The organism is Rhizobium sp. AG207R (assembly GCF_027109195.1).
Lineage (GTDB): Bacteria > Pseudomonadota > Alphaproteobacteria > Rhizobiales > Rhizobiaceae > Rhizobium > Rhizobium dioscoreae.
On record NZ_JAEPVT010000008.1, the window covers coordinates 298,037 to 315,370 of the forward strand.

14 protein-coding genes are annotated in these 17,334 nt (G+C 56.3%); 8 read left to right on the top strand and 6 right to left on the bottom strand.

The genetic code is table 11. From position 1 onward, the window contains the following. Nucleotides 1-241: 241 nt before the first annotated feature. The 3 genes from JJQ51_RS21030 to JJQ51_RS21040 form a co-directional block, all read right to left on the bottom strand. Nucleotides 242-1,015 (bottom strand): amino acid ABC transporter ATP-binding protein, encoded by a 774-nt coding sequence (locus tag JJQ51_RS21030; protein ID WP_269245270.1) that lies wholly within the window; start codon nt 1,013-1,015, stop codon nt 242-244. A 138-nt stretch (nt 1,016-1,153) separates the two neighbouring features. Further along, on the bottom strand, nt 1,154-1,840 hold the full coding sequence (locus JJQ51_RS21035; protein ID WP_269245271.1) for an RraA family protein: 687 nt from the start codon (nt 1,838-1,840) through the stop codon (nt 1,154-1,156). Between the two features lie 27 nt (nt 1,841-1,867). Beyond that, on the bottom strand, nt 1,868-3,070 hold the full coding sequence (locus tag JJQ51_RS21040) for a pyridoxal phosphate-dependent aminotransferase (protein WP_269245272.1): 1,203 nt from the start codon (nt 3,068-3,070) through the stop codon (nt 1,868-1,870). A 589-nt stretch (nt 3,071-3,659) separates the two neighbouring features. On the opposite strand from JJQ51_RS21040, the gene JJQ51_RS21045 reads away from it, so the two are divergent. The 6 genes from JJQ51_RS21045 (at nt 3,660) to JJQ51_RS21070 (ending at nt 11,296) form a co-directional block, all read left to right on the top strand. After that, the gene (locus tag JJQ51_RS21045; RefSeq protein ID WP_269245273.1) at nt 3,660-4,502 is read left to right on the top strand and encodes a substrate-binding periplasmic protein; all 843 of its coding nucleotides are present in this window, start codon (nt 3,660-3,662) and stop codon (nt 4,500-4,502) included. Nucleotides 4,503-4,610: 108 nt separating this feature from the next. Beyond that, nucleotides 4,611-5,276 carry an amino acid ABC transporter permease gene (locus JJQ51_RS21050; protein WP_269245274.1) on the top strand — a complete coding sequence of 222 codons (666 nt, stop codon included), beginning with the start codon at nt 4,611-4,613 and terminating at the stop codon, nt 5,274-5,276. A 228-nt stretch (nt 5,277-5,504) separates the two neighbouring features. Beyond that, complete coding sequence (locus JJQ51_RS21055; RefSeq protein WP_269245275.1) at nt 5,505-6,269, top strand: LamB/YcsF family protein; 765 nt, start codon at nt 5,505-5,507, stop codon at nt 6,267-6,269. Further along, on the top strand, nt 6,266-7,021 hold the full coding sequence (locus tag JJQ51_RS21060) for a 5-oxoprolinase subunit B family protein (RefSeq protein ID WP_269245276.1): 756 nt from the start codon (nt 6,266-6,268) through the stop codon (nt 7,019-7,021). The genes JJQ51_RS21055 and JJQ51_RS21060 overlap by 4 nt, the downstream gene beginning before the upstream one ends. Then, nucleotides 7,018-9,282, top strand: a complete 2,265-nt coding sequence (locus tag JJQ51_RS21065; RefSeq protein ID WP_269245277.1) for a 5-oxoprolinase/urea amidolyase family protein — start codon at nt 7,018-7,020, stop codon at nt 9,280-9,282. The genes JJQ51_RS21060 and JJQ51_RS21065 overlap by 4 nt, the downstream gene beginning before the upstream one ends. 7 nt (nt 9,283-9,289) lie before the next feature. Beyond that, nucleotides 9,290-11,296 (top strand): acetyl-CoA carboxylase biotin carboxylase subunit, encoded by a 2,007-nt coding sequence (locus tag JJQ51_RS21070; RefSeq protein WP_269245278.1) that lies wholly within the window; start codon nt 9,290-9,292, stop codon nt 11,294-11,296. Between the two features lie 143 nt (nt 11,297-11,439). Here JJQ51_RS21070 and JJQ51_RS21075 read toward each other — a convergent pair whose 3' ends face one another. From JJQ51_RS21075 to JJQ51_RS21085, 3 genes are all read right to left on the bottom strand, one after another. Beyond that, the gene (locus tag JJQ51_RS21075; RefSeq protein ID WP_269245279.1) at nt 11,440-12,363 is read right to left on the bottom strand and encodes a LysR family transcriptional regulator; all 924 of its coding nucleotides are present in this window, start codon (nt 12,361-12,363) and stop codon (nt 11,440-11,442) included. Between the two features lie 125 nt (nt 12,364-12,488). Then, complete coding sequence (locus JJQ51_RS21080; RefSeq protein WP_269245280.1) at nt 12,489-13,196, bottom strand: ribonuclease activity regulator RraA; 708 nt, start codon at nt 13,194-13,196, stop codon at nt 12,489-12,491. Nucleotides 13,197-13,461: 265 nt separating this feature from the next. Further along, nucleotides 13,462-14,352, bottom strand: coding sequence for a LysR family transcriptional regulator (locus JJQ51_RS21085; RefSeq protein WP_269245281.1), 891 nt, complete (start codon nt 14,350-14,352; stop codon nt 13,462-13,464). Nucleotides 14,353-14,628: 276 nt separating this feature from the next. On the opposite strand from JJQ51_RS21085, the gene JJQ51_RS21090 reads away from it, so the two are divergent. Further along, nucleotides 14,629-15,945 carry an MFS transporter gene (locus JJQ51_RS21090; protein ID WP_269245282.1) on the top strand — a complete coding sequence of 439 codons (1,317 nt, stop codon included), beginning with the start codon at nt 14,629-14,631 and terminating at the stop codon, nt 15,943-15,945. A 154-nt stretch (nt 15,946-16,099) separates the two neighbouring features. Then, nucleotides 16,100-17,329, top strand: a complete 1,230-nt coding sequence (locus JJQ51_RS21095; protein ID WP_269245283.1) for a pyridoxal phosphate-dependent aminotransferase — start codon at nt 16,100-16,102, stop codon at nt 17,327-17,329. The last annotated feature ends 5 nt before the right edge of the window (nt 17,330-17,334 follow it).

The following is a 17,334-nucleotide window of genomic DNA, read 5'->3' on the forward strand; positions in this document are numbered from 1 at the left end:
CGGAACAGGTGATGTACTCGTCGCTGAACGACTTCACCATAAGTGTTCAGTCGCGATCGACGGGACAGGCGCTGGACACGAAAAGGAAGACGCATTCGAGCTTACCTCGTTGTAACGGAGATGCTCAGCCCATACGAGGAGACGCGGATGAGCGGCTCCCATATAAAAATAACCGTCGTTAGCACTATGGTGGGCAACTGAGAACGGTCATGCTATAGCCACACGATCGTCGGTTCAGCTTCTAATGCAAGATCTGGCTGAGGAATAGCTTGGTGCGCTCGTGCTGAGGATTGTCGAAGAATTCCTTCGGCGAATTCTGTTCGACGATCTGGCCCTGGTCCATGAAAATGACGCGGTTGGCGACCTGGCGGGCAAAACCCATTTCGTGGGTCACACAGAGCATGGTCATGCCTTCTTCGGCAAGGCCTACCATGGTGTCGAGCACTTCCTTAACCATCTCCGGGTCGAGCGCCGAGGTCGGTTCATCGAACAGCATGATCTTCGGCTTCATGCAGAGTGAGCGGGCGATCGCCACGCGCTGTTGCTGCCCGCCCGAAAGCTGGCCCGGATATTTCTTCGCCTGTTCCGGGATCTTGACGCGGGTGAGGAAGTGCATGGCGATTTCTTCCGCCTGCTTCTTGGGCATCTTGCGCACCCAGATCGGCGCCAGCGTGCAATTTTCCAGAATGGTCAGGTGCGGGAAGAGATTGAAGTGCTGGAACACCATGCCGACTTCGCGGCGCACTTCGTCGATGCGTTTGAGGTCGTTGGTTAGCTCAATTCCGTCAACTGCAATGCGTCCTTCCTGGTGCTCTTCGAGGCGGTTGATACAGCGGATCATCGTCGACTTGCCGGAGCCGGAGGGGCCGGCGATGACGATGCGCTCGCCGCGCATGACCTTGAGGTTGATATCGCGCAGCACCTGAAAGGCGCCGTACCACTTGTTCATCCCGATAATGTCGACCGCAACTTCAGTGTCGGAGACAGACAGTGCCACTGATTGTGTGTTTGCCATAGTATTCCTCCCAATTCTAAATGAGCTGCCAAATGAGACCGAGGTAAAAACGCATCACCACAGGGATACCGGAATGCTCCGCTTACCCTCACGGGGCCTGACAATTTCCGATTCCGGCCTCTGGTCGGCCGGATAGGGTCAGACGTGGCCGTATTTCGCCAGAGCGTCGGCAAGTGACAGCCCCTTTTCGAGCTCGGCACGGATGAGGATTTCTTTCTGCGTCAGCTCTTCGGCCTTCGCCAGAACCTCGTCCAGGCAATCCGCCGGCACGACAACGAGACCGTCGTCATCACCAAGCAAGAAGTCGCCTGGATTGACGATAACGAATTCGGACGTCGCACCACGCATGTAGACGGGGATTTGATGCGCGGTGACGCGCCAACGGCCAATCGACTGGGTTGGTGTGCGGTAACGGGCAAAGACCGGGAACTTGTGCTGACCAAGCCAGCGAACGTCACGAATGCCGCCGTCAACGATGGCTCCGACACTTCCCCGTTCTTTCATGCCGAGTCCGATCAGCTCGCCGAAATAGCAGATGCCCTGGCCGTCGCCGCTCCACACGGATACTTCGTCGCTGGAGATTCCCTGGCAAGCTTCCATCTTCTTTGCATCGCCGGTGCCTTCATACGGGCTCATCTGGCCGCGAATGGTGTAGGCGAAGCCGGCAACTTTGCCGCCATCCCCCGGGTAGGGCCGGAAGTCAGCGTGAAGAGCCTGGTCTGGCCGGTTTATCATGTCGAGGGCATCCATGACGTTGGATGAATCGACCGCCAGAAAACGCTGCCGGATTTGGTTACGTTGTTCGGATTGTGAGGACTGTGTCACGAATGCGTTCCTTCCATTGCTGTTCAACTAGGCGAGGCGCCCACACGCCGCGGCGATGGCTTTGCAGGCGGCTTCAAGGCGATCCAAGGGTTCGCCAATCGAAATTCGGAAATAGGGGGAGAGGCCGAAGGCCGCACCAGGGACGACGGCAACGCCTGCCTCGTCCAGAAGATAAGTTGCCAATGCAACGTCACCGTCGATCACAGTGCCGAGAGGCGTCTTCTTGCCAAGAAGGCCGGCACAGGACGGGAAGAGATAAAGAGCACCGCCTGGATTCGAACATTCGAGACCGTCTATTGCATCTAGCCATTTGCTGCATTTGACGCGGCGCTCGTTATAGATCGCGAGTTGATCCTTCAGGAAGTCCATGGGCGAGGACAGCGCTGCGCGGGCCGCCTCCTGAGCGATAGAATTCGGGTTGGACGTTGAATGCGACTGGATCGTCGCCATAGCGGCGATGAGCTCCTTGGGGCCGGCGCCGTAGCCGATGCGCCAACCTGTCATCGCATAGGCTTTCGACACGCCATTGCAAAGAAGCGTCCGGCTGCGAAGATCAGGTTCCAGTGCAACGATCGTATGATGCGCACCACCGTCAAAGATGATGTGCTCATAGATGTCGTCGGACATGATCAGTACATCGGGCCAAGCAAGCAACTCTTCGCTGAGAAGATGTAGTTCGTCTGCCGAATAGCAGCAGCCGGAGGGATTGTTCGGATTGTTGAGAACGACCCACTTCGTTTGCGGCGTCAGTGCCTCGCGAAGCTTTTCAACCGTCAGCTTGAAACCAACATCTTCGCCGCATTCAACGATGACCGGCGTACCGCCGGCCAACCGCACCATTTCTGGGAAGGACACCCAGTACGGGGCGGGAATGATCACCTCATCACCCGCCTCGACCGTCGCCATAAAGGCGTTGTAGAGCACTTGTTTTCCGCCGGTCGAAACGATGACTTCATCGGGCTTGTAGGCCAGCCCATCCTCGCGCTTGAGTTTGTCGATGATCGCTTGCTTTAATTCAGGGGTCCCGTCTGTCGCGGTGTATTTGGTCTTGCCGGCGGCAAGGGCCGCACGAGCGGCGTCCTTGATGTGTTCGGGCGTGTCGAAATCCGGTTCGCCTTCGGATAGGCGTATGACGGCCCGGCCCTCGGCCGCCAGGGCTGCCGCTCGTTTTGTGACGGCAGTTGTCGCAGAGGGGACCACATTGCGAACACGTGCTGCGAGAATCGACATCGATTACGGAACCTCTTGTTTATCCGCTATCGATTTCGACATTTTTCGGGAATCTCGCAACGAAGTTCACCTATCTTCAGAACACAGTTTTTCCTCGTTGCGCAGCATCGCCCGCACGGTTCTTATTTCATCGTCGCTGACCCAAAACACAAAAAGGGCAGGGGAACGAAAGTGTCGGTGATTTCGTCGGCACTTCTTAGTGGGAGTTCCGAATGATTGGCAAAAATGAATCGCTCGAGCCTGCGAACTAGAGGCGCCTTTGGCGCACAAAGAAATGGTTGAAGGCGCTTGAGCGTTGTTATGATTGCGCGCAGGCGTTTGAATTCAAAAACGCGCGATCATGACAATTCTGTTCGAATATGAGAACTTCGTCGTCTCCGCACCTATGAGTTCGCTCTGGCCTCGCGGTTACGATCTCGCGCTGTAGCCGTGGGACAACTCGTCATAGATCGAACTTGATAAAGCTCCACCGTTTTTGACCACGAGTTCGGCGGACGAGGCTGATCTGTCCTTGCCAATGTCCCTCCCAGGAAAACCGCATCCGGCGTGACGCCGGTGCTCACGCAAGATCGAGTTCGGAGGACTCAATATGAAGCTTGGTTCAACAGGAAGATCAATTGTTGCAGCATTTTGTGTCTTTTCATCCGGGGCTACCATGGCCTGGGCGGGAGACCTGCTGGATGAGATAAAGGCAAAGAAAGAGATCGTCGTTGGGACCGCCGATGAAGTGCCGCTTTCGTTCATCGATTCTGCCACACATGAAGGAAGTGGTGCCCTCATCGACATTCTGAAGGAAGCACTCAAGCGTGAAGGTGCCGACGTCAAGATCACCACGGTGGCAATGCCGTTCTCAAGTCTCATCCCATCGGTTCAGAGCGGCCGCATCCAGCTGATGGGCGACGCGATGTACGTTCGTCCCCAAAGAAAGGAGCAGATGGACTTCACCGATGGCATCTTCTTCAATCCGGAATCCCTTGACGTCCAGGCGGGCAACCCTGCGAAGCTTCATAAGGTCGCGGATCTTTGCGGTCACTCGGCTGGCACCTACCAGGGCACCTCCTATTTGGAAATGCTGCAGAAGGCGGCCAAAGCATGCCCGGCTGACAAGCCCATGGACGTTCACACCTATCCGACAATTCAGCATGTTTTCGCCGACCTCGCTGCCGGTCGGATCGACGCGGCGGTGGTCGACGCCTCGTTATCGGCCTACGCCTTGAAGCAAACACCAACGCTTGGTTTCGAGCTGGTCGCCGATTACGTTCCTGAAGATAAAGCCAGCTCGATGTGTGCGTTCGGTGTCGCCAAAGGCCAAAGCGATAAATTTCTCGCTGCTTTCAACAAGCAATACAAGACCATGCTTTCAGATGGAACGGCGGCGAAAATTTTCGCGAAATATGGCCTGACGCCAACGGACTTTTTCCTGAAGCCATGATGAGGGGCACAGCGAGGGATGCACGGGCATTCGTCGCTGTGCCGTCTAGCGAAGCTCCCGCAGGCCTTTCGAGCAAACTCGGCCACAAACTGGGGAATGCACAAAAAAATGACAAATCTTATCGACCAGTATCTGATATGGTGGCCGCAGTTGTGGGCCGGATTGCAGCTTACCGTGGGGCTTACATTCGCGAGTATGGCGGTGGCTCTCGTCATCGCGATCATACTTGCCCTGGGCCAAATTCATGGCGCGCCATCCTGGGCCCGGATTGGCTCCGTTATCTTCGTCGAGCTTATTCGCGGTACGCCGCTGCTGCTTCAATTATTCTATATTTTTTACGTTTTCCCCTACTTCGGTATCAGGCTGTCTCCGATCGTTGCTGGCATCGTCGGTCTTTCCATCAACTACGGCGCCTATCTGAGCGAAGTGTTTCGAGCAGGTATCGAGGCGGTCGACCGAGGGCAGTGGGAATCTTCACGGGCTCTTGGGATGCGCTCACTTCACTTCGTGCCGCTGGTCATTCTCCCGCAGGCGGCCCGCATCGTGCTTCCACCGACAGGCAACTATTTTATCTCAATGTTCAAGGACACAGCCTTGGTCTCCACAATATCTTTGGGCGACCTCATGTTTCGCGGGCAGCTGCTCGCATCCGAGAGTTTCAAATACATCCAGATCTACAGTTTCATCTTCTTGATTTACCTCGCCATCAGTTACCCGGCGAGCCGGGCCGTCGTCACCTTGGAGCGATACTTGCGAAAGGGGCGACGCGTTTGAGCCGAGTAACTCCCGATTCCGGGTTTGAAGGTAGGGATGGAGTGCTGGCGCTGGTTCGAGACATCACTTTTGCTTAATTCTGAAGCTAGAGAAATGAACCTTTCCTCATGTTCCGAGCCATGCGAATCTGAACTGGGAGAGGAATGTGCGTGAGGGCTGCGCGGCCATCGGCGACAGAGCCGCGTCCGCGCAATCTTCAAAGCAAACGTCGCGACAGGGAGGCGTCACATGCCCAATTCTATTGACCTTAATTCGGATCTTGGGGAGGGCTTCGGCCCTTATACGTTCGGCAGCGACGAAGCGATGCTCTCGATCGTTACCTCGGCAAATATCGCCTGCGGTTTGCATGCGGGCGATCCCGAAATCATGGCGCAGACCTTCGCGCTGGCGGCCGATCGGGGCGTATCTATCGGCGCGCACCCTGGGTTTCCGGATTTGTGGGGCTTCGGCCGCCGCAGGATCCCATTCTCGACCGGAGAAGTGGAACGGCTGATTGCCTATCAAATCGGCGCCGCAGCCGGTATCGCGGCGCTTACTGGAAAACGATTGTCCTACGTCAAGACCCATGGAGCACTGGCAAACATTGCCGCGGAGGAACGCTCCGTGGCGGATGCCATCGCAAGGGCAGTGCGCGCGGTCGATCCCGCTCTCGCCTTGCTTGCGACCGCCTTGACGGAACAGGTACGAGCCGGAGACGCGGCAGGGCTGCAGGTCTATCAGGAGATCTATGCAGACCGCGGATATGACCAACGCGGACAACTTATTCCGCGAGGCCATCCCGGCGCGCTGATAGAAGACATCGATTTCGCTGCGCGCCGCGCACTCGAGATGGTTGAGCGCGGCGCGATCGTTACTGACGCGGGGGAAGCACTCGTAACCCCGATCGATTCGATTTGCGTCCACGGCGACAGCCCCCACGCCGTGGAACTCGCAAAGAGGGTCAGAGCCGTGATGCAAGGCGCCGGCGTTACTTTGGAATCGTTCTCGTCATGACTAGTCCTTCCCCACCGCTTCCGCGTTTTTATGACGCTGGAGAAGCCGCGCTCGTGGTTGAATTCGGGACCACTGTCGATCCTGCGATCAACGGTTGGGTTCTTGCTCTCGACGAGAAATTGTCGGCGCTGCCGATAACGGGTATTCGAGAACTCGTGCCGACTTATAGATCGCTGATGGTTCACTACGATCCCCTGATATTGTCCCGCCAGGCCCTGCAAGTCGCGATCTTGGAAATCGTATCTGCTTTCGAGAAAGCTGAGCGACCGATTTCGGGCAAGAGATGGCTTCTCCCCTGCTGTTATGAGCAATCCTTCGGCGAAGACGTTGATGAGGTCGCCGAGGTGACCCGCCTTTCCCGCAATCAAGTCGCTTTGGTACACTCTGCGACCGAATACAGAATTTATATGTACGGTTTCGCACCTGCCTATTGCTATCTGGGAGGTCTTGCGAAAAGCCTTCAAATCCCACGTCGGGAAAAGCCGCGTCCGCCCCACGCGACAGGTGCCGTTATGATTGGCGGCGGCCTCGCGTCGATTGCTTCGTTTGCCATGCCAACTGGTTGGTATGTGCTTGGGCGCACCCCGATAAAACTTTATGATCCGAGCCGCGCCGATCCGTTTCTGCTCCGGCCGGGCGACAGCGTGCGCTTCAAGCCGGTCGGTCCAGATGAATTCATGGAATTTGAGGGGCGCATCGCTTCGGGTGAAATCAATTTCGGTGAAATCGAAGACATCGAGGAAAAGCGATGACCACTGTTCTCATCCATTCCGCCGGACCCGGTGTGTCGCTTCAGGATGGGGGTAGGCGTGGCTATCTGAGATTCGGTGTGACGCATGCCGGACCGATGGACGCGCTCGCCCACGCGCTTGCCAACATTGCCGTGGGGAATGATCGAGACGCAACCGCCATAGAAGTTTCCCTTGGTGGGTTAGAAATTTCGAGCTTGTCCGCTGCGGTCGATGTTGCCGTGGTCGGTGGGGGGTTCGTCGTCACGCGCGACGGTAAACTCGTTGCGACGCCATGCCGTCTCACATTGAGGACTGGTGAGAGGCTCAGGATCGCGGCGGGCGAGACAGGATCGTGGTGTTACGTGGCCATTGCCGCCAAGTTTGAAGTACCGCGCGTGTTGGGTTCGCAGGCCACGCATACACGCAGCGGCTTCGGAGGCATCAACGGGCGTTGTCTCGCGGGCGGCGATAGAATCGAAGTAACGGGCACGAAGTCCTTTTGTGGTCCCGAGGGACGGTTGATTGCGCCTTGGCTGGCAAGGGCGGAACAGACGATCAGAGTCATTCCCGGACCACAGCGCAACTATTTTGACGACGACCAGTATCGGGCGTTTCTTGATGGGCCTTGGGAGGTGAGTGCACGTAGCGACCGGATGGCAGTCTTTGTCGATGGTCCGCACCTGCGCCATAACCAAGGGTATGACATTGTATCGGACGGCGTGGTCATGGGGTCGATTCAGGTTCCGGGCAACGGATTGCCGATTGTGCTTATGGCCGATAGCCAATCAACCGGCGGATATCCGAAGATCGCTACAGTGATCGGCGCCGACCTCGGCGCGCTGGCACAGATACGTCCGGGTAACACGATCAATTTCGTATCGGTTTCCCTTGACGAGGCTCTACAAGCGCGTGCCTCCTTGGAGAACGAACTCGCAGCCCCAGTTGAGATTGAAGCCTTTGTCAGAACGGAATTTCCGACCGAGTTTGTTGCTGCGATCGATTGGACAGACGGGGTGGTCGCCTCGACACCCGAACAGAACGATAGCGGGGAGAGCCCACACGCGAGCGGACGGCTAACGATGCCGGAACGGCTTTCGCTGCTTTTTGACGAGACCGCATATAAGGGCTCCGAGCACGGAGGTGTTGTCACCGCCGAAGGGGAGATCTACGGGCAGCGCGCCCTGGCGTTTGCGAGAAGTCCCGACCTCGCTGGCGGTACTGTCGGGCGGGTCGAAGTCCGAGCTCTATGCCGTCTCCGCGACATGGCACGACAGAGGCGGTTGCCTTTGATCGGTCTTTACGACGACACGGTCGCGAATTCCTCTTGCGAAGGTGAAGCTGTCGAGGCATTGGCCTTGATGGCTGGTCATCGCAATCGAGCTGAAAACCTTGAGATTGCAATTGTGTTCGGCCAGTGCCTCGGTGTGGACGCCGTATCGGTTTCACTGTCGGATATCGTTCTGACTGCGGGTGTTGATGCTGGCGTATCGCTTATTGGCCCCCGCCTGACGCGTCGAATTTCGAACGAGATCGTTGCATTTTCGGACCTGTCGCGTGCCGAGGAGGTCACCAGTTCTCACTATGAAGACGAAGTGTCCGGTATTCTTGCCTTGCGCCGGCTCGTTTCAATGCTATCGGATCATGGAAAACGGCGCTTTCCCGATCCCGAAGATCGGCTTTCGCCAGGCCTCGATGGCATTGAGGCCGGTGCGCGCTATGATATGCGCGAGGTTATCAGGAGCGTCGCAGATCATGGTGACGCGTTTGAGCTGAGGCCATCGCAGACATGTGGCCTCCTCACAACACTCATTCGATTGGGCGGTCGGCCATGTGGCGTTGTCGCCAGCCAGCCGCTGGTGAATGCAGGCTTGGCGGGAGCCGAGGAGATGAACAAGGCCGGAGACTTCATCGCCCTTTGCGACCGGCACAATGTTCCGATGGTCTGGTTTTGGGACACGCCGGGCTTGCGAGCCGGTAAATTCGACGCGCATGCCAGATCTCTGTCGGCATATGCGAGGCTTCTCTCAGTCGTATCGCAGGCCGCTTTCCCGGGAATATTCGTTGCCACTGGCACACCATCACCATTCTCTGCTTTGGCCATGTGGTCGTCTTTTTTTGCGGATGGCCGGCGCTTCTGTTGGCCACGTGCGGTCGCGGAGTTCAACCCGGCTCAGGCCAGCGTCGGCAATTCTTGTCACGACCGATTTGATCTCATCACCCCAAGTCAAACCAGAGCAAATGTTATCGAAGCGTTGCGAGCGATGACAACAGCCGGAAAGTAGGAACGCGGTGTTCAAGAAGATTCTGATCGCAAATCGCGGCGAAATCGCGTGTCGGATCATCCGCACGGCAAAGCGCATGAACATTGCAACGGTGGCAGTGTATTCCGACGCCGATCGCAATGCCATACATGTGCGCATGGCTGATGAAGCGGTTCATATTGGCCCTTCGGAAGCGTCCAAATCCTACCTCGCAATTGAGAGAATTGTCGCTGCATGCAAGTCAACGGGGGCGGAAGCGGTCCATCCCGGCTACGGGTTTCTCTCCGAACAAGTGGCGTTTGCGGAGGCTCTATTGAGGGAAGGCATCGTGTTCATCGGACCGAATCCCCGGGCTATCCGCGCCATGGGCGACAAGATTCTATCCAAGAAGGCCGCGTCCGCCGCCGGCGTCTCGACGGTCCCCGGCTATCCCGACGCGATCGAAACGGCGGATCACGCGGTCGAGATTGCTGAATCCATCGGATATCCGGTGATGATCAAGGCTTCCGCGGGCGGGGGCGGAAAAGGGATGCGGATCGCCTATAACGAGGACGAAGCTCGGGAAGGTTTTAATCGAGCCAGATCCGAAGCGGCGTCGTCTTTCGGCGATGATCGCGTCTTCGTAGAGAAATTTATCCGCGAGCCTCGTCACATCGAGATCCAGGTGCTTGGCGACAAGCATGGCAACGTGATCCATCTTGGCGAGCGAGAGTGTTCCGTGCAACGCAGGAATCAGAAGGTTCTTGAAGAAGCACCCTCGCCGTTGCTGGACGAGGAAACGCGCCAAATCATGGGCGCTCAGGCGGTCGCCTTGGCCAAAGCAGTCGGATACGATTCGGCTGGCACCGTCGAATTCGTCGTGGGACAGGACAAATCCTTCTATTTTCTTGAGATGAATACGAGACTGCAGGTCGAACACCCCGTGACCGAATTCGTCACTGGCCTCGACCTGGTTGAGAAAATGATCCGCATAGCAGCCGGCCAGCGACTCCAGTTGAAGCAGAAAGACGTTCGGCTTCAGGGCTGGGCTGTCGAGGCTCGCGTGTACGCCGAAGATCCAGCACAAGGATTTGTTCCCTCGACCGGTCGATTGTCTCTGTTTCGGCCCCCGGTAAGCGCTTACGCGGACGCCACCGTTCGAGTGGATGTCGGCGTGGAGGAGGGCAGTTCGGTAACGGTCTACTACGATCCGATGATCGCCAAGCTAATAACGCATGCGTCGACACGCGACGCGGCGATGGAGGCTCAAATCATGGCGTTGGACAGCTTCGCGATCGATGGAATTCAGACGAATCTCTCCTTCCTTTCATCCCTGATGACCTTGCCACGTTGGCTTGACGGTCACCTTTCCACGTCCCTTATCTCGGAAGAATATGGGGCGACCGCCAAACCAAAAATGCCAGAGGGTGATCATCGCAAATTGATGGCGGCAATTTGCGCATCGGTTCATCATCGGCTGGAACAGGTGCGAGAGAATGTCGATGGGTTCGGCACGGATACTGAGCGTAGGTATGTGCTGATTCTTGACAACGCCGATGCCGACCAGGAAGTTAAAATATCGGTAGCGGTGCGCGGTGAGGGCGACGGGAACCTGATTATATTTGCGGAGGGAGAACAGTTCGATTTGTCGACTGCCTGGCTGCCTTCCGAGCCGACGTTCGTGGGTGTGATCAACGATATTGACCTGGCGTGCCAGGTTCGCATTTCCGCCGAGGCGATCGCGGTCTACCATAGGGGCCGGTGTTTAATGGCCAGGGTGCTTTCGCCATTTGCAGCGGAAATGCTGGCATTGATGCCACATCACGGAAAGAACGAAAGTGAGGGGCTCGTCTTGGCGCCAATGCCTGGCGTTGTCCGCGAAATCGGTGTTGCCGTTGGTGATACCGTCGGCGCTGGCCAGGCAGTCGCTATCGTTGAGGCGATGAAGATGGAAGTGACCATTCGCGCGCAAATCTCCGGGCGTGTTTGCAAGATTTTCTGTAAATCCGGGGCAAATGTGAGCGCCAACTCCCCTCTGATCTCAATTGAAATGTAATTGATGATTGCGGTTGTCGGGGACGGCCCTCGAAAATGGCCTCCGAGCTCGAAAATCGGCATTGCCACTGAGACATGATGGCGGCACAGATCGTGCCTGCACATCAATTGATCCCAGCAAGCCGCCGCCGAGTTCGACAAATGCTAGATGTGCTCCAATGGCTTATCTGCATCTTGATGGTCGTTTCGGCCGGAGTTTGCGATGCTTGAACTCACGCATTGAAAAAAGATTTCCAGGAACCGAGAGTTAGGTGAAGAACGGTTCGACAGGAATATGATCTCGCGGTATGGCGCGCCGCTGCCAAGAGTTGCTTTGGCAACACGGTAGTTCATGGACCGCAAGGGGTAGGAATCGGGAACGAGGGAGACACCAAGCCCTTTTTCCACAAGCGCAGCGATGGCGTCTATTCCATCCATCTCAAATCGTTCCTGTGGCTGGACGCCAAGTTCAATGAGATATCGGTCAGCGATCTGGCCATCCCAATGGCGGCGATCGTAGCGGATAAACGGGTGTTCGCGCAGCAGTTCGACAGTATCCTCGGAGCTAAGCGAGAGCGATTTGAGTACGACAAACTCTTCTTCCAACAGAAGCTGCCAGTCGCACGTTTTGGGGATTGTAAAATGACGAGGTCTGATGATGATCGCTGCATCAAGGTCACCATCGACGACCTGCTGGTAAAGCGCCTCCGAAACGCCAGGCGTCAGATGCACCCCAACGCGCGGCAAGGATCCGCAAAAATCTTCGAGTGCAGATGGAATAATACCAATCATTGCGGCTGATATCGCACCCAATCGCAGTTCACCGATATTTGCGTCTTCCATGGCAATCGAGCGGATCTGTCGAACAGTGGCCAGCAGACTTTGAGAGCGCTCGATAATCGAAAGTCCGGCTGACGTAGGTTTGACGGTTTGACCAACGCGGGAGACCAATGGAACGCCAATATCCCGTTCCAAGGCTTTCAATCGTTGCGCCAATGCAGCTTGCGTCAGATTCAATCGTCTCGAGGCTGCGGCAATGGAGCCGGTTTCGACAACTGCCAAAAAGCTCTCTATGAAACGAGTATCCATCGCCTCTCCTTACGACAAAGCCGCGGCAACCGGGTTGCCGCAGCTTCGTTATATCATGCCAAATGTCGAGGGGCGAAGAATTCGACGGGCGTTCACCCTGCAGCACGCTGGACTCGAGACGCTTCTTAGTTGCTATCCTGCTTCCATTGTTCGTATCGGGCCTTGTTCTCGGCGTTCGCGGGATAAAGGCCCGGCAGCGCTGCGCCCGAATTCACTTGTTCCATGATCCAGCCTTCGAGACGCTCCTGTTCCGGCGCCAACTCGATAATATCATCGACCAATGCAGCGGGCACGACGACGGCGCCATCGCTGTCAACGACTAGGACGTCACCCGGAAAAATTGCTACGCCTCCGCAACCGATCGGTTGCTCCCAATCTACAAAAGTCAGGCCCGCGACCGATGGGGGTGCCGAGGCGCCCGTCGCCCATACCGGCAGACCGGTGCCCAGTACGCCCTCAAGATCGCGAACCACGCCATCAGTCACCAAAGCCGCGACATTGCGCTTCACCATACGGGCGCAAAGGATGTCGCCAAAAATACCCGCATCCTTTACTCCCATTGCGTCGACAACCGCGATGCAGCCATCTGGCATTGCTTCGATGGCAGCTCGTGTGGACTTTGGCGAAGACCACGATTCAGGGGTCGCAAGATCCTCGCGCGCTGGAACGAAACGTAAGGTAAAGGCGCGCCCGACAATTCTGCGTTGGCCGGGCCTTATCGGCATGGCGCCTCGAATCCAGACATTCCGGAGTCCCTTCTTGAGCAATATTGTCGTGAGGGTCGCTGTTGTCACTCCGCTCAATATGCTCTTGATTTCATTATCGGTTGCCATTTCTAACCTCTTCAAATTAGACAGACGCTCGAGATCTCGAGTGATCGACACGGATGCACTTCATTTGGCGTGCGAGCGCGAGGTGTCGCCGCACGAAGGTGGCACGTTGGCAGAATTAAGAGAACTCGCGGAATTGAATGTTCGAAATTAAGATTTTCTGAGCATTGTGCGGCAGGCGCAACCTTTTCCCGTCGCTTGAACGAGAATTGTGTTCGAAGCCCGCTGGATCGAAAGCTAAAGCAGGATGTGACCTATTGGTTGAAAGCTAAGATTGCAGCGTTGCTTCCTTGCGCGATATCGCGCTCCTGGCTTCTTCCAGGAAGGCTGAGAGAAGGCGGTGGCGAGTTGACAACCGCTGATACAGAAGTCCAACTTTTCGACTGGTTGCCCCGGCGAGCGCGATCTTTCGCAGCTGAAGACCCGCAGGCCATGGCGGGAGCCAATCTGGCACGACCGAAACACCCAGGCCGCGATCTACGAGCGCCGCAATTCCCTCCAAGGAGTCCAATTCGTATCGCTCCACAGGATTGACCTTGATCTTCTTGAGGTAGTTATCGCCTACGCGACCGCCCCAATGCTTTCTATCATACCGAATGAAGGGTCTGGTCTTGAGGATGGTGAGGGGGTCGTCTTCAAGCTCGATTGCGCTGCAGAGCAAAATCATTGGATCGCGCCTCAGTTCTGCAAACTCAATGGCTTTAGATATTGCATATGGTGGCTCGACAATGATTGCAGCGTCCAGTGTTTCCTTCGCCACGCATTCGTGAAGCTCCGAAGATTGTCCGGGCTGAACATACACATCGATGCCTGGTCGCGTGGATTTCATGGCGCTCAGAATTTCGGGCAGCAGCCCGGTAATCATCGAATGAATGACCCCGATTCTCAGCGTGCCAGCTTCTTGATCGAGACTGGCTATGTCTCGTAAATCATCAGCGGAGGCCACGATCAGACGAGCCCGCTCAAGAATCGAGAGCCCAGCTTCAGTAGGCCTCATAGAATGCCCGGCTCGCTGTACTAAAGGAGAACCGATTTCCTCCTCGAGGGCACGCAGCCTCTGAACGACGGCCGAGGATGTAAGGTTCTCTTTTCTTGCGGCCGCAGCGATCGAACTCGTTTCGACGACAGTCAGGAACGTTCGTAAGAACCGTGTTTCCAACGTTAAGCCTTTCTGAACTTCGAAGGCAGGGAACCATATCTTTTAATGAATAAATGCCCGTGTCAACCTGCGACAGCCTTTTAGGAGGAGGCACGTCATCAAGCTGCGATCTTGTGGGACGCGCGGCGCCGTGGCTCGGTCAGCCGCGGTCTTTTTCGGATGCATCCCAAGGCTACCAGGCACTCTCGGCCGAACTGATGACGATCTTCGTGGGGAACGAACAATCAAGACGGTGGCAACCGACTCCCTTTTTCAGCCACTAGTGAGGAGCAGCCGATGTCAGTAGACGAAATATCCGGAAGTGCAGCCATCCATGCAAAGCGAGCGAACGAAATGACAGCGCAGCGCGCGGCATTGGCCGCCGCGGCTGGCAGTGCAATCGAGTACTATGAATTCGGGATCTACGGCTACATGGCTGTTTTTCTCTCGCAGATCTTTTTTCCGAGCGGCGATCAGACGGCAGCGCTTCTCTCGACTTTCGCCGTCTTCGGGAGTGCATTTCTTGTCCGGCCGGCCGGTGGCTTGATATTGGGAATGTTGGGGGATCGAGTTGGTAGGCGGGGTGTACTGATCGTGACCGTAGTCGGGATGGGCATGGCCACCGCCGGGATCGGTATTCTGCCGACGACAGCGACGGCAGGCTATATCGCTCCCTTGCTCCTCGTCTTGCTTCGCCTGGCGCAAGGCTTTTTTGCCGGTGGCGAGGTGGTTGGTGCGGCGGCCTTTATTGCTGAATCGGCTCCAACCGGGCGCCGGGGATTCTACGGTTCGGCCACGCCTGTTGGCATCGCTCTGGGTGGCGCACTGGCTGCGATGGTCTGCGGGTTGGCGACGCATTTCGTCGGTCAAGAACTCATGCTCGTCTGGGGTTGGCGTATCCCCTTTCTTTTCGCAGTCCCGCTTGTGATCCTGTCTGCATTGCTTCGGCACAATGTTGAAGAAACCCCCGCATTCAAGCAGTTCATCTCAAAAGCGAAGCCGAAGAGGGCGTCGATCACGCGGGTGGTTGCAGAGCATCCTGCATCGATCATAAAAGTGATCTTGATCGCAGGCGCCCAAAATATTGGATATTGGGTCGGTCTGATCTTCATGAACGTCCACCTGACTGCAAATCTGGGCTACGATAAGACCGTGGTCTACTGGATCATGGCTGTCGTCAGCGTTCTCTTGGCGTTCATGATGCCATTTTGGGGCGGCCTCTCAGATCAGATCGGTAGAAAGAGGGTATTGGTTATCGGCTTCGCCGGCTACCTTGTGCTGGTGATCCCCGCGATGGCCTTCATGGCGCAGAACAACCTTCTGCTGGCGGCTGTTGCGTTCTTCATATCCACGTTGCCGATGCCGGTCATTCAAGCCGTCGGCTATCCCACATATTCCGAGCAATTTCCCACGGCCGTTCGCTATACCGCCATGGCGATCTCCATCAATCTTGCCGCCATCATTGGCGGCGGATTCACGCCCTATCTATCGACCTGGCTCATTTCGCTCACTGCCTTCAAGCTGATACCCGGCCTGTTACTGGCGGCAGGGGCTGCGATCGCCATGGTGACAGTGCTTACGCTCAAGGAAACATCTCACACTGATCTTCCATGAAGTCGTGCAGCGCCGGCCGCCCTCATGTGGCGGCTGGGATTCTGGATGGAGCCATGGATTAAGGAAAACTAAACTTTGACAATCTGAACGATAGGTTATGCGAATTTTTTGTCGCGCTAGTCTAGGCCGTTCCGAACCGATTGAGTGGAAGCAAATGGCACAGTTCGATAAAGAAACCGGCGACGCTCGGCTATCGCAAACCCTTTCGGTCGTGGGGCCATCTCCGACCATCGCCATCACACGACTAGCGAATGAATTGCGCAGAGCTGGAAAGGACATTATCGGTCTCTCGCAAGGCGAGCCGGACTTCGACACCCCGCTGCATATCCGCGAAGCTGCGAAGCGCGCGATTGATGCCGGGGAAACCCGCTATACGGATGTCGATGGGACACCGGAGTTGAAGGACGCTGTTGTCGCCAAGTTCACGCGTGACAACAACTTAACTTATGAACCGAACGAAATCACGGTCGGCACGGGTGGCAAGCAGGTTATCTACAATGCTTTTGCTGCCACGCTAAATCCGGGTGACGAAGTTATCATACCCGCTCCTTACTGGGTCAGCTATCCGGACATGGTCTTGCTTGCTGGGGGACGGCCCGTTCCGATCACCTGTCCGGAAGCCAATGGTTTCAAAGTTACGCCCGCTGAATTGCGTCACGCGATTTCGCCCCGCACAAAATGGCTCGTGCTTAATTCACCTTCCAATCCAACCGGGTCGGGGTATTCCGCCGCTGAGTTGAAGGCGCTTGCTGACGTTTTGCTTGCGCACCCGAAGATCCTTGTGCTGACGGACGATATGTATGAACATATTCGATATGATGGCTGGCCGTTTGCCACGATCGCATCCGTTGAACCTCGATTAAAAAACCGGACGCTGACGTGCAACGGTGTTAGCAAGGCCTATTCGATGACAGGATGGCGGATCGGATTTGCGGGGGGACCGGCGTGGCTGATCAAGGCTATTGCTACCATTCAGTCGCAAAGCACGACCAATCCGTCGTCAATCAGTCAAGCTGCAGCTATTGCGGCGCTAACTGGACCGCTGGATTTTCTCGTTGAACGCAACGCAATTTTTCAGGCCCGCCGAGATTTGTGCTTATCAGCGTTGAATGCGATCGACGGTTTGAACTGCCGCACTCCAGACGGTGCGTTTTATCTATTTCCGTCGTGTGGAAACCTAGTTGGCCGGCGCCGTCCGGACGGGCGAATGCTCGAATCCGATAAAGACTTTGCGACATTTCTTCTTGAAGAAGCGGGGGTAGCTGTTGTGCCGGGATCAGCGTTCGGCCTGGGGCCATATTTCCGAATCTCGTTTGCGACCGCGACTGCGCGATTGGAAGAGGCAATGGAGAGAATAGCCGGCGCCTGCGGGAAGCTTGTGTAGGCTTG